Below are 13,309 nucleotides of genomic sequence, written 5' to 3' on the forward strand. Positions count from 1 at the left end.
TCAGTTCTTCTCCACCGGTTCGGACAGGTCGACGCCGAAGGTCTTCGCCCACGCCTGCATGGAGGTGATCTCCGGCAGCGCCGCCTTGTAGGAGGCCCGCAGCTGCGGCCACGAGGTGAGCATCCGGCGGTGCAGGTCGGCGGACTCGGCCAGCAGCGACCGGAACTTCCTCCCGTCGCGGCGGTACCAGACCGCGCCCTTGCCGTCGGCCATGGAGACCACGGCGGAGTCGTACAGCGACAGCTCCCACCACTTGCCCTCGCTGGCGGCGAGGGTCGCGTCCGGGCGCTGCGCGGCCTCCGGCTTCACCGGCCGCAGCTGGCGCAGGGCGGCCTGCGCGGCCCACGGCAGCAGGGTGGCCTTCTTCGGCGGGCGCGGTTCCTTGCCCTTGTGCGCGGGCTTGCCGCGCTTGGGGGTGGGGAAGGCGTCGGGCTCGGCCTGGACCTGCGCGTCGGGGTGCTGAGCGCGCAGCGCGCGGATCGCCGGCAGCGTGCTGGCGAGGGTGTCGTGCAGGTGGCCCGGCCCCCGGAGCAGGTCGCTCAGGGCGCGGTTGCGCAGCGTCTGCGCGTAGTACTGCATCGAGATGAGGTGCTTGACGTCGGTGTAGCTGCTCTCGCGGAACAACCGGCCACCGCGCTCGTACGGCGAGTACAGCAGCGCCACCAGGAAGCGGTTGCGCTCGTGGTAGTACGCCTGCCAGTCGATCGTGTCGTCCTTGTCGTTCCACGACACGTGCCACACGCACGCCCCGGGCAGCGACACCGTGGAGTAGCCGTGCTCCATGGCCCGCAGGCCGTACTCGGCGTCGTCCCACTTGATGAACGCCGGCAGCGCCAGCCCGATCTCCTTGACGACCTCGACGGGGATGAGGCACATCCACCAGCCGTTGTAGTCGGTGTCGACGCGGCGGTGCATCCACGGCGTCTGGCGCAGGTTCGAGGCCGCCAGGTTGTGGCCGTGGTACAGGCCGCGGGCCGGGCCCCAGAAGAACCGGTACAGGTTCACGGCCTCGCCCAGGGTGTGCAGCACCGACCGGTCGTACATGTCGAACATGTGCCCGCCGACGAGGGTCGGCTTGCGGCAGGCGTCGCCGAACTGCACGGCGCGCACGATGCCCTCGGGCTCGATGTTCACGTCGTCGTCCAGGAGCAGGACGTACTTGCTGCGCTCCCCGCGGACCGCCTCGAACATGCCGCGGGCGAAACCGCCCGAGCCGCCGAGGTTGGCCTGCTCGATGATGCGCAGCTTCGGCCCGAGCGCGGCGGCGACCTCGTCGAAACCGTCCTCGTCGCGGACCCGCTGGGTGCCCTGGTCGACGATGACGATCTCGTCGAGGACCTCCAGCACGGACGCGTCGGAGGCCAGCGCGTTCAGCGTCTTCACGCAGTAGTCGGGGCGGTTCATCGTCGTGACGCCGATGGACGCCTTCCCGGCGGGCTGGTCGGCGACCGGCGCGCTCCAGGCGGCCTCGACGAGCGTGAGGGCCTCGGCCCCGCCGGCGACGTCGATCCAGTACCAGCCGCCGTCGGCGAAGGGGGCCAGCGTCAGTTCCTCGGACAGCCGCGCCTGGCCGTCCACCCGCCACGACGTGACGCGCTGGCGCGAGCCGCGGGCGTTGGACTTGAACAGGGTGACGGTGCCGGACCCGGTGAAGGAGCCGTCGAAGCGGATCTTCTCCGCGCGGGTCCACTTGCGCCAGTAGCTGGCCGGGAACGCGTTGAAGTAGGAGCCGAGGGAGTACCGCTTGCCGGCCGGGACGGTCAGGCTGCGGCGGTCCCCGGCGGCCTCGGTGTCGGACTCCCCGCCGCCGGTGTTGACGAACTCCACGGAGTCCGACTCCGCCGAGGCGTACCCCTCGGACTGGGAGAAGTCGACGTACAGCGGCAGCACGTCGATGTCGGTCTTGGCGGGGAAGACGATGCGGTGGACCTCGCGCCACACCCCGTCGTCCGGGGCCAGGCCCGTCGACCCCTCGAGCTGGAGCTCGTCGCCGTGCGTCACCGTGCTCATGCGTCCACCCCACCGGCCACGAGGGCCGCGCCGTCCTTGAAGTGCGGCGTCAGCTTGTTGTCCACCATCGACAGCGCCGCACCGATCGCCATGTGCATGTCGAGGTACTTGTAGGTGCCCAGGCGCCCGCCGAACAGGACGCCCTCCTCGCGCGAGGCGAGGTCGCGGTAGGCCAGCAGCTTCTGCCGGTCCTCGGGGGTGTTCACCGGGTAGTACGGCTCGTCCCCGGCGACCGCGAAGCGGGAGAACTCCCGCATGATCACGGTCTTGTCCTTCGGGTAGTCCCGCTCGGGGTGGAAGTGCCGGAACTCGTGGATCCGGGTGTAGGGCACGTCCTCGTCGGCGTAGTTCATGACCGGCGTCCCCTGGAAGTCCCCGACGGGCAGGACCTCCTGCTCGAAGTCCAGCGTGCGCCAGGACAGCTGCCCCTCGGCGTCGCCGAAGTAGGTGTCGACCGGGCCGGTGTAGACGACCGGCACGTTCCCGGCGACGTTGCCCTTGCGGACCTCCTGGCCCTCGTCGAAGAAGTCGGTGCCCAGCCGGACCTCGATGCCCGGGTGGTCGGCCAGGCGCTCCAGCCACGCGGTGTACCCGTCGACGGGCAGGCCCTCGTGGGTGTCGTTGAAGTAGCGGTTGTCGTACCCGTAGCGCACCGGCAGGCGGGTGACCGTCGCCCCGGGGAGGTTGCGGGGGTCGGTCTGCCACTGCTTGGCGGTGTAGCCCTTGAAGAACGCCTCGTACAGCGGGCGGCCGATCAGCGAGATCGCCTTGTCCTCGAAGTTGTCGGCGGCGGCGGAGTCGATCTCGCCGGCCTGCTCGGCGACGAGGGCCCGGGCCTCGGCCGGCGACAGCGCCTTGCCGAAGTACTGGTTGATCGTGTGCAGGTTCACCGGCATCGAGTAGACGCCGCCGCGGTAGGTCGAGAACACGCGGTGCACGTACGGCGTGAACTTCGTGAACCGGTTGACGTGGGCCCACACCCGCTCGTTGGAGGTGTGGAACAGGTGCGCGCCGTAGCGGTGCACCTCGATGCCGGTCTCGGGCTCGGCCTCGGAGTAGGCGTTGCCGCCGATGTGGTCGCGGCGGTCGATCACCAGGACCTTCAGGCCCAGCTCCTCCGCGCACTGGCGGGCGACGGTGAGCCCGAAGAAGCCCGATCCGACGACGACGAGGTCTGCGTTCACTGCTCGGTCACCCTCGTTCGCTCCGTCTCTCGGCGTGTCTCTTGGGCAGCACTGTGCTCGGGCATGGTGGCGTCAGCGTAGCCGTCCCGCCGGTCCGGCCGGCTCAACGACTCGGCGCGGGACGCGCGGGTCGCCCGGGGCGCACCGACCGCAGGCGGCGGCGGGCGGGTTCCTCCACGAACCTCCACAGGACCCACCCCAGACCGATCGCGACGACCGGCAGGTTCGGCACCAGGAAGCCCGTCCACGGCCCGCCCGGCGCGATCTGCGGGACCTCCTTCTGGAACGTCCAGAAGACCTCGTACACCGGGACGTGGACCAGGTACACGCTGTAGGAGATCCGCCCGCCCAGCACGACCGCGGGCCGGGACAGGAACGCCGACGGCCCGCGCCCGGTGAGCGCGAGCGCCCCCACGAGCAGCGGGAACAGCACGGCGACGACGGCGTACCGGTCGTAGGGGCGGCCCGCGGCCCAGCCGACGACGAGGACGCACTCGAGCACCAGCACCCACGCGACGCCCGGCGCCCAGCGGGCCGCGCGGGCCGAGCTGACGGGCCCGTCCTGCAGCCGGCGCACCGCCAGGCACACCAGCGCCCCGGCGCCGAAGCAGGTGAAGATCCGTTCCAGCCAGGAGTAGTCCCAGTAGATGACGCCGGTCTGGTAGCTGCGCAGGGCCGCCGGGGTCATCAGCGCGACCGCGCCGAGCAGCAGCACCCACCACGGCAGCCGCTTGAGCCGGAACAGCACGAGGGCCAGGACGGGGAAGGCGACGTAGGCCGCCATCTCGGCCGAGACCGACCACGTCGCGCCGACGAAGCTGGCCCCGTCGAAGTCGGGGCGGTGCCACAGCTGGACCAGCAGCAGCTGCTCGACCCACGCCCACGGGCCCAGGTCGGGCTGCACGCCCTGGTAGGCGTAGAAGGCGGGGTCGATGCTGCGCCGCCACAGCAGCCACAGGCCGAACAGGACCACGACGACGGCGTAGGCGGGCCAGACGCGGCAGACCCGCGCCCACCAGAAGTCGACCCAGCCCCGCAGCCGGGGCCGGCGGCCCATCTCCTCCAGGTAGGTCAGGGTGATGACGAACCCGGAGATCACGTAGAAGAGGTCCACGCCGAGGTGCCCGGAGTCCAGGACGGGGGTGAGGAAGGCCCGCACCCCGCCCCAGTCCGGCAGCGGCGTGAACTTCCAGTGGAACAGCAGGACCCAGACCGCGGCGACGATCCGCAGGCCCGTGATGGAACGGACCTCCGGCAGCCGCCGGGGGGCGGCGGTGTCGGCGGGCGGCGTGGTGTCGGTGACGGCGGTCACGACTCCCTCCCTCGCGCGATGAGCGCGCGGTAGGCGACGGTGCGGACGCGGGTGGGCACGAACCGGTACCCGCCGCGGACGACGACGTTGCGGACGGCCTGGACGGGCGTGGTGAACCCCTCGCGGCGCAGGTGCCGCTGCAGGGTGAGCTCGGAGCGGAACAGCCGCAGGCCGCCGCGGCGCGCGTACGACCCGGCGTCGGGGCTGGCGCCCACGCGGTACTTCACGAGCGGCTCGGGCAGGTTCTCCACCCGCGCCCCGGCCGCGATCATCCGCGCGAAGAGCCAGTAGTCCTCCATGAGGTCCAGGTCGCGGTAGCCCCCGGCCGCGGCCACCGCCGAGCGCCGGTACACGACGGTGGGGTGGTTGAACGGGTCGTGGAAGCGGGCGTAGCGCGCGATCTCGGCGGCGCCGGTGGGCGGGACGCGGCGGCCCACGACGTCGTCCTCGTGCGCGCCGATCTCCAGCAGCCCGGAGCCGACGAGGTCGGCCCCGGCGGCGATGAGCGGGAGCTGGCGGGCGAACCGGTCCGGCAGGCTGACGTCGTCGGCGTCCATCCGCGCGACGACGTCGAAGCGGCACTGCCGCAGCCCCTCCTCCAGCGCGCGGGCCAGGCCCACGTTGACGGGGAGCTCGTGGACCTCGATGCCGTCGACCCCGTCGAGGTCGTCGAGGGTCTTCTGCAGGTCGGCGGGGACGGGGCCGTCGCGGACGACCAGCACCTCGTCGGGGCGCAGCCGCTGGTCGGCGGTGACGCTGCGGACGGCCCGGCGGAGCTGGTCGGCGTCGTCGCGCGCCCACACCGGCAGCAGCACCGAGAACGGCGGCAGCTCCCCGTCGCGGGGGGCGGCGGCCGGCGGGAGGCCGGCCGCGGGCGCCGGGCGGCCGGCGCCCGCCTCGACGGCGCGCACGTCCTCGCCGACCTCCCCGAGGTCGCGCAGCACGGACGCGGTGGGCTCGGGGCGGGTCAGGCCCTGCCGCAGGCCGTCCACCAGCCCCCGCAGCAGCACCCCGCGGCGCTGCGAGCGGGCGATGGTGCGGGCCCAGCGGCGCAGGGTCGCGCCGCCGTACAGGACGGTGTCGCGCGCGTCCAGCGGCCGGGACCGGGTGAACGTCCACAGCTTGTTGCGGACCTCCAGCACGAACCGCTCCCCCGGGTCGGCGTCGCTGCCGCCGAACACCCTCGTCCGGTGCTCGACGACGCTGGCCCGGGAGGCGACGCCGCGCCGGTCGCGCAGCAGCCGCGTCGTGTACTCGAAGTCGTCGTTCCACAGGAAGAACGCCGCCTCGGGCAGCCCGGCCTCGCGCACGGCGCGCGCGTCCAGCAGCAGCGCCACGAAGCTCGCCGACCGCACCGGCACGCAGTCCGCCGCGCGGGCCGCGGCGCGTTCGGCGGCGCTCGCGCCGGGGCGCTCGCGGGGGGTGTTCATGGGGTGGTCGCGCCCGTCGGTCCACACCACCCGGCTCGCCACGAGCGCCGACCCGGTGCGGCGCAGCGCCTTCAGCGCCTCCTCCAGCGCCGTCGGGGTCGGCACGGTGTCGTCGTCCATGAGCCAGGCGGCGTCGGCGGCGTGCCGGTGCACCGCGCGGGCCAGACCCGCGGCGAACCCCCCGGCGCCGCCGGTGTTGCGGGGCAGCACGACCAGGTCCAGCGGCAGGTCGTGGGCCGCGGCCCACTCCCGCACCGCGGCGGGCGACCCGTCGGAGCTGGCGTTGTCGACGACGACGACCAGGTCGGGGCGGCGGGTCTGCGCGGCGAGCGCGTCGAGACCGGCCAGGAGCAGGTCGCGGCGGTCGAAGGCGACGACCACCGCGACGACGCGCGGGGTCGCGCTCGGTTCGGGAGGCACCGCCACAGGGTGCCAGGTCACGGCACGGCCCCCTGCCCCACCACTTCCCAGACGCCCACGGAGCCGCTGGTGAACACCCGGCGCAGGCCGGGCACGCCGTCCAGGTCGGTCAGGCCCGGCGGGACGGCGTACCCGTCGACGCCGAAGAACTCCGCGTCGGCCGGCCGCAGCGGCAGCCCGGGGGCCAGGGAGTCCACGACGACCCACCCGACGCGGTGCTCGCGCAGCAGCTCGCGCACCTGCGGCGTCATGTCCCGCAGGTCGCGGGCCAGGACCCGCAGGTCCGGCTGGGAGGCCAGCGGCACGGCCGTGGTCGCCATGACCGGCACCCCGTGCAGGACGTAGTCGTAGGTGGAGCCGTCGTTGCCGGAGTTCAGGACGCGCTCACCGCGGCGGACGTGCGCGGCGAGGAACCGCCCGGCGGCCTCGTCGTCGGCGTCGACGCGCTCGTACTCGGGGGCGGCGTACCGCGCGCGCAGCGCCGCGACCTCGGTGGGCCCGGCGACCACGACCGCCCCGGCGAGCAGCACCACCCCCAGGGCGGCCGCGACGACGGGGGCGGCCCGCCGCGCGTACGTGGTGGCGATCCGGGCGACGGCGACCCCGGCGAGCAGCCACGCCCACGGGCTGCCGTGGGCGACGACGCGGTAGTAGGAGTTCCACGCCGAGTCCCACACCAGGTCGACGCCGGGCCCGCGCACGCCGACGAGGTAGGCCACGGCGAGCGCCGACCACACCAGCCACGGCAGGAGGACGGCCGCGCCGGCGCGCCCGGCCAGCAGGACGCCGACGACGACGGCCCCGGCGAGCCACCACTGGGAGCGGGTGGCGTCGGGGTCCAGGCCGCCCTGCAGGGGCAGGGTCAGCACGCGGTGCAGGGCGTCGGGCAGGGTCTGGACGGGGATGTCGCGCGCGAAGCGGGAGCTGGACCCGCCGCCGGCGGCCGCGGCGCGCAGCAGCGAGGTCCCCACGAGCAGCCCGGCCAGGACGGCCGCGCCGGCCAGGCCCGCCGGCCACCGCAGGTCCCGGCGCAGGTCCCGGCCCCCGGGCCCGGCCAGGGCCAGGACGACGCCGGCGCCCAGGACGCCGCCGCCGACGGTGAGGGCGGCGCTGGGGTGGACGGTGAGGGCCCCGGCCGCGGCCAGGGCCAGGGCGGGCACGAGCGCGGCGACCGCCCGTCCGGGCAGCCGCCCGGACCGGTGGGCGGGGGGCAGCAGCAGCGCGATCGTCCCGGGGGCGACGGCGATCGCGGCGGCGTTCGACAGCGCCCCGGAGTCGTGGTGCATGGCCAGCAGCGGCTGGTGGGCCAGCGCGGCGGCGACGGCGGCGGCTCCCCCGGCGGGCAGCCAGTCGCGGGGCAGGACGCGGGCGGCGAGCGCGACGAGCCCGAGGGTCTGGACGACGGCGAGGACGACGACGCTGGTCGCGTTGAGCCCGCTGACCGCGTCCACGCCCGCGGTGTGCGCGGTGAGGGCGGCCCACTGGTGCAGGCCGTTCGGGTAGTACTGGGCGGGGTCGCCGGTGACGACGTCGACGGCCTGCGCGCGCCAGGGGGCGGCGTCGCCGGTGCGCAGGATGCGCGCGGTGACGAGGGTGTGGGTGATGGTGTCGTGCTCCTGCGAGGGGGTCGCGAGGGCGCCGAGCCCGCGGCGGAACACCTCGGCCACCGTGCCGGCGGCGGCGAGCGCGAGGGCCGCGGTGGCCAGCAGGGGCCCGCGGGGCGTGCGGTCCTCCAGCGCCCCGGCCCGTCCGCGCAGGGCGGCGGCGAGAGCGGCCACGACGGCGGTGGCGGTCAGCACGGTCCACCAGGTGAACCGGGTGCCCAGCGCCCCGGTGGCGGTGGCGGCCAGGGTGGACAGGCCGATGCTGACGGCCGGGGCGCCGCCGAGCAGCACGGGCAGTCGGCGCAGTCCCGCGGCCAGCAGGACGACGGCGCCGGGGAGGAGGACCCACAGCGTCGCCACGGCCAGGGTGAGGACGTCCCCGGCGGGCGTGCCGCCGGTGACGGGCACGACGGTCACAGCAGCTCGGTGACGGCGTCGGCGGCGCGCTGGGCGGCGGCGGCCAGCGAGCCGTGCTGCAGGGCCCACTCCCGCAGCCGGGCCCGGCGCGCGGGCGTGGGCGTCCGGACGCGGGCGAGGACGTCGGCGACGGCGTGCGGGTCGTGCGCGACGGCCCAGCCGAGGTCGTGGTCGGCGACGGTGCGCGCGCCGCTGCCGACGCCGGCGAACAGGACGGGGGTCCCGCACGCGGTGGCGGCGTAGATCTTCGTCGGGGACATCAGGTCGTACCCCGAGCCCGGCACGAGGGAGGCGAGGGCGACGTCGGCCCCGGCGAGCAGCTCGGCGGCGCGCTCGGGCGCGACCGTCCCGGGCAGCTCCACGCCCGGGACGGCGCGGGCGAGCTCGCGCAGCCGGGGGACGTCCACACCCCCGCCGACCATCGTCAGCCGCGCCCCGGGGTGGCCGGCGGCGAGGAGGGCGAAGGCGCGGACGAACACGCCCGCGCCCTGCCACTCGGACATGGTGCCGCTGTAGACGACCCGGATCCCTTGCCCTGCAACGGTTCCGGGAGCAGGTCTCGCGGCCGGCCGGAAGACGTCGACGTCGACGCCGTTGCCGACGACGCGGATGCGCGCCGGGTCCACGCCGCCGCGGACGACCTCGTCGGCCATGCCGCGCGTCACGGCCAGGACGCGGGCCGCGCCGCGCAGCGCGAGCTGCTCGGCGTGCCCGACGGCGGCCAGCACCGGCCGGGGCGCACCGGCGGCGACGGCCCCCTGCGCCCACACGTCGGGCAGGTAGGAGACGTAGGGGACGCCCCGCGCCCGGGAGGTGAGGCGGGTGACGACCCCGGTCGTGGGCGGGGGCTCGTGCACGACGACGTCGGGGCGGCGGCCGGTGAGCAGCCGCGCGGTGAGGGGCACGTCGAAGGACAGGTACGGCAGGTAGCCGCGGACCACGCCGTCGCCGTCGCGCAGCACCGGCAGCCGCCGCGTCCGCACGCCCGCGTCGGGGCGCTCGGCGGCGGTGGCCGACGTGGTGACGACCTCGACGTCGCAGCCGCGCGCCACGAGGGCGCGGGCGAGGGCGCGCAGGCGGAACGGCGCGGCTCCCACGTCCGGCGGGTAGGTCCGCGTCGCGATGCGGACCAGCGGCGACACGATCGGGAACCCTACCCAGCGTCGCCGGGGCCTGATGTAAACGCGCCGACCTCTGGCCCTCAGGGAACACGCTCAACCATCAGCGTAGGCCGCTAACTCAAGCTGTTGCAGTCCCGAGGTGGGCCAGGTGGGCACCTCCGAGCAGCACGCGACACTGCCACCGCAGGCGCGAGTGCGAGTCGATGCAACGCTGCCCCAAAGTTGCTGAGTCCGACTACGCTGAGTGACATGAGCGCCAAGATCATCTCTCTCTTCAACCACAAAGGTGGGGTCAGCAAGACCACAACCACCTTCAACCTGGGCTGGATGCTCGCTCGCCTCGGGAAGCGCGTGATCTTGGTGGATGCAGATCCACAGTGCAATCTAACTGCTGCCGTGCGCGGTTTGGACTTTCGGTGGCCCGAAGAGGACGTTGCCGAAAGCGAAACGGATATCGACAGCACCACCTTTTCGCAAGTTCAAGAAGAGGCTGCCGAATTCTGGAGTGATTATGCGGACCGAACCCTCCACGGGGCGCTCCGACCGGCCTTCGAATCCGCCCCCAAGCCTCTAGAAGCAGTCGAATGCTTCCCCATTGAAGGGAGGGAAGGCCTCTTCCTGCTGCCAGGCAGTTTGCGGGTGGGGGAATTCGAAGTGAGTCTCAGCATCGCCCAAGAATTGAGCGGCAGTATTATGGCGCTTCAAAATGTTCCCGGAGCAGCCTATTATCTCCTCCAAGCAACTGCAGAAAAGTATGCGGCGGATTATGTCCTCGTTGACATGAGCCCCAGCCTCGGGGCCCTCAATCAGAACCTTGTAACCATCAGCGACCTACTGGTGGTTCCGACTTCTCCGGACTACTTTTCCTTGCTGGCTCTGCAATCTCTCGCGGGGGTTTTGCCGCGTTGGGCCAGATGGGCTCGCCAGGCGAGCGAAAGCGAAGTTCTTTCTACAGCCTTCTACCCTTATCCTGAGCCCCGCTTGAAACTAGCTGGGGCGGTCATCCAGCGATACCGTCTCTACCGTTCGCCCTCCGAGGAGGAACCTTACGGTACGCCAACAAGTCCATTCCGAGAGTGGATTCGTAAGATTGAGTCTGCTCTTGAAGATAACTTCGTTCCTGCCCTTAAGAGGGAGGGCCTCACTTTCGATGCTGCAGACTACGCCGCGGCAGGGATTCCCAGCAGCACAGTTCTTGCGCAAATTCAAGAGTTCAATAGCTTGCTACCAAAAGCACAAGAGCACGGCGTCCCTGTCTACGAACTCACACAAGACCAGCTCGGCCAAGTTGGGGTTGTCTACGAGGGTTCTCAGCGCCAAATTGCAAGTCTTGACCGAATTTTCTCCACCTTTGCAAATCGCGTGAACGACCTTGCACAGGAGGCTCGGCTTTAATGCCCTCGCACGCGCGGTTCATCTTCGATCAACTTGCGAGCCAAGTGCGAAGCATCGCAAGCTTAGCGAGTCAACCTGCTAATCAGACCATGTCTGACACGCTTTGCCGCTGCGCCGTCGTTCTCACGGTATCGGCGTTAGACACCTACATGCACGAACTCGGCGCAGAAATACTTCACACTTATGCCTCACGTGGCGCCAACGAAGCAAGCGTCGTAGCGCAATACATCAGATCGGGATCTGCAGCGTCCGTGCAGGGCCCTAAAGGCCGAGCGCATTTAGAGTTCGAATTACTTACTCGGACATTGACTGATCCCGATCAGATCGACAAGCTCTTAACTGCGTCTGGAAAAGTTGCAGACGACGTTTGGCGACAGACGGGCATCGCCTTGAGGCGTCGTGAACGAGACTTGAAGAGCGCGATCAACGCGCAGGTCTTACGGCGTAACGCTATCGCCCACCATGGCGACTGGGACGCCGTTCAAATTGCGTTCCGCCACCTCTCCGTCGGAGAGTGTACGTCCGCACTCAACGACATGGAGTCGATCGTGCATGCGTTCGATAAAGTTATGGGGTATTAGGTCCCGTCAGCCCCGACAGCTCGGCCTGCACCGCGAAGTCGGGGACGCGGGCCACGACCTCGTCGAAGGTGCCGACGTCCACGACCTGGCCCGCCTCCAGCAGCACGACGGCGTCGCAGTCGCGGACGGTGGCGAGCCGGTGCGCCACGACGAGGACGGTCACGTCGTCGCGCAGCCGCGCGACGGTCTCGGTGACGGCGGCCTCGGTGGAGGCGTCCAGCGCGGACGTCGCCTCGTCCAGCACGAGCACCTTGGGGTCGGTGTACAGGGCGCGGGCGATGCCGAGCCGCTGCCGCTGCCCGCCGGACAGGCGCAGCCCGCGCTCCCCGACGGGGGTGGCGACGCCCTGCGGCAGGCCGGCGACGACGTCGGCGAGCTGGGCGGCGGCCAGCACCCGCTCCACGCGCGGCACGTCGACCTCCTCCGGCCGCCAGGACAGCGCGACGTTCGCGGCGACGTCGGCGTCGAGCAGCGCGACCTCCTGCGGGACGTACCCGATGCGCCCGCGCCAGGCGGCGGTGACGTCGGACAGCGGCTCCCCGGCGACCAGGATCCGCCCGCCGGTGGGGGTCAGCAGCCCCAGCACCACGTCGACGAGGGTCGACTTGCCCGACCCCGAGCGCCCCACGACCGCGACGCGGGACCCGGCCGGCACCCGCACCGACACCCCGTCGAGGGCGGGCCGGTCGCTGCCGGGGTAGGTGAAGCTGACGTCCTCCAGGACGATCTCGACCGCTCCCGGCGGCAGGACCACCGGGGCGGTCCCGGGCTGCGGGGCGGGCCGGTCGTCGCGGGCGGCCCCGGTCTCGCGCAGCGCGTCGAGCACCTCGTGGGCGTTCGGCTCGTGGGCGTGCATGGTCGCGAACACCGACTGCAGCCGGGTCAGGCACGGCACGACGCGGAACCCGGCGACGGCGAACAGCCCGATCGCCGAGACGGCCTCGGTCACCCCCTGGGTGAGGACCGCGACACCGCCGACGACGAGGAACCCGCCGAGCAGGGCCGCCTCGAGCACGAACCGGGGGCCGACGGAGTAGAAGAAGGCCATCCCCCGCGCCCGGGCGCTGCCGGTGCGGACCTCCCGGGCCACCCCGGCGAGCTGGTCGCCGCGCCCGCGCAGGGTGATCTCCTTCGTCGTGGCGAACGACTCCTGCACGAGCCGGATGGTCTGGACGCTGGCCGACGTCGCGGCCCGCCCCGCCGCCGCGGCCCGCCGCGCGATGACGGCGTACAGCAGCACCGCGATGAGCCCGAAGTAGACGGCGGCCACGATCGCGGTCTGCCAGGCCGCGACGAGCACGACGACCCCGACGGCGACGAGCGAGGCGACCTCGGCGACGAGGCTGGAGAACGGCATGAGGAACCCGTTGAAGGACTGGTTCAGCGACTCGTCGACCGTGCGGACGGCCCGCGCCGACGACGACCGCAGCCGGTAGGCCCAGGACGCGGACAGGTAGGCCCGCACGAGGCGGTCGGCGACGTCGACCTCGTGCCCGGCGAACCGGACGACGCCCCAGCGCACGAGGGCGAGCTGGGCCAGGGACTTCAGCACCAGCAGCAGGCTCGCCACGCAGATCAGGACGATGAGCTGGACGGTGCTGACGGTGGACCCCACGACGGGCAGCGCGAACGCGAGCCGCCCGTCGCCGCTGACGGCCGCGGGCAGCAGCACGGCGAGCAGCCCGAGCGCGGCGACGTCGAAGACCGACAGCAGCGCCTGGGCGGTGCAGTACACCGCGACGAAGCGCGAGCTGCCCGCCGGCAGCAGGGTGAGCAGCGCGCGGACCGTCGACAGCAGGGATTTCACGCGCGTCATCCTCGCCGATGCGCGACCC

At 72.5% G+C, this 13,309-nt stretch carries 9 protein-coding genes; 2 read left to right on the plus strand and 7 right to left on the minus strand.

What is annotated here, in order from left to right; all coding sequences use genetic code 11:
• From ACRYRX_RS00320 to ACRYRX_RS00345, 6 genes are all read right to left on the minus strand, one after another.
• Positions 1-2,010, minus strand: coding sequence for a glycosyltransferase (locus ACRYRX_RS00320; protein ID WP_432509780.1), 2,010 nt, complete (start codon positions 2,008-2,010; stop codon positions 1-3).
• Positions 2,007-3,194 (minus strand): UDP-galactopyranose mutase, encoded by a 1,188-nt coding sequence (glf, locus tag ACRYRX_RS00325; RefSeq protein WP_432509781.1) that lies wholly within the window; start codon positions 3,192-3,194, stop codon positions 2,007-2,009. The genes ACRYRX_RS00320 and glf overlap by 4 nt, the downstream gene beginning before the upstream one ends.
• A gap of 103 nt (positions 3,195-3,297) precedes the next feature.
• Positions 3,298-4,506: an acyltransferase family protein gene (locus ACRYRX_RS00330; protein ID WP_432509782.1), complete on the minus strand. Its 1,209-nt coding sequence runs from the start codon at positions 4,504-4,506 to the stop codon at positions 3,298-3,300.
• A complete protein-coding gene (locus ACRYRX_RS00335; protein ID WP_432509783.1) occupies positions 4,503-6,356 on the minus strand; it encodes a glycosyltransferase in 1,854 nt (617 codons plus the stop codon). Before ACRYRX_RS00335 ends, ACRYRX_RS00330 begins: the two co-directional genes overlap by 4 nt.
• Before the next feature lie 17 nt (positions 6,357-6,373).
• Positions 6,374-8,377 carry a DUF6541 family protein gene (locus ACRYRX_RS00340; protein WP_432509784.1) on the minus strand — a complete coding sequence of 668 codons (2,004 nt, stop codon included), beginning with the start codon at positions 8,375-8,377 and terminating at the stop codon, positions 6,374-6,376.
• On the minus strand, positions 8,374-9,519 hold the full coding sequence (locus ACRYRX_RS00345; RefSeq protein WP_432509785.1) for a glycosyltransferase family 4 protein: 1,146 nt from the start codon (positions 9,517-9,519) through the stop codon (positions 8,374-8,376). The genes ACRYRX_RS00340 and ACRYRX_RS00345 overlap by 4 nt, the downstream gene beginning before the upstream one ends.
• A 228-nt stretch (positions 9,520-9,747) precedes the next feature.
• Here ACRYRX_RS00345 and ACRYRX_RS00350 point away from each other — a divergent pair, with 228 nt between their 5' ends.
• Both ACRYRX_RS00350 and ACRYRX_RS00355 read left to right on the plus strand, forming a co-directional pair.
• Positions 9,748-10,893, plus strand: a complete 1,146-nt coding sequence (locus tag ACRYRX_RS00350) for a ParA family protein (RefSeq protein WP_432509786.1) — start codon at positions 9,748-9,750, stop codon at positions 10,891-10,893.
• The gene (locus tag ACRYRX_RS00355; RefSeq protein ID WP_432509787.1) at positions 10,893-11,474 is read left to right on the plus strand and encodes a HEPN domain-containing protein; all 582 of its coding nucleotides are present in this window, start codon (positions 10,893-10,895) and stop codon (positions 11,472-11,474) included. Before ACRYRX_RS00350 ends, ACRYRX_RS00355 begins: the two co-directional genes overlap by 1 nt.
• Here the strand turns inward: ACRYRX_RS00355 and ACRYRX_RS00360 are convergent.
• The gene (locus tag ACRYRX_RS00360; protein ID WP_432509788.1) at positions 11,461-13,281 is read right to left on the minus strand and encodes an ABC transporter ATP-binding protein; all 1,821 of its coding nucleotides are present in this window, start codon (positions 13,279-13,281) and stop codon (positions 11,461-11,463) included. The genes ACRYRX_RS00355 and ACRYRX_RS00360 overlap by 14 nt on opposite strands.
• Positions 13,282-13,309 lie beyond the last annotated feature (28 nt).

The sequence above is a fragment of the Kineococcus lubricus genome, assembly GCF_050871965.1.
GTDB lineage: Bacteria > Actinomycetota > Actinomycetes > Actinomycetales > Kineococcaceae > Kineococcus.

Coding starts and splice junctions, on each gene's coding strand:
- ACRYRX_RS00350 (WP_432509786.1), top strand. CDS start 9,748: ATGAGCGCCAAGATCATCTCTCTCTTCAACCACAAAGGTGGGGTCAGC.
- ACRYRX_RS00320 (WP_432509780.1), bottom strand. CDS start 2,010: ATGAGCACGGTGACGCACGGCGACGAGCTCCAGCTCGAGGGGTCGACG.
- ACRYRX_RS00355 (WP_432509787.1), top strand. CDS start 10,893: ATGCCCTCGCACGCGCGGTTCATCTTCGATCAACTTGCGAGCCAAGTG.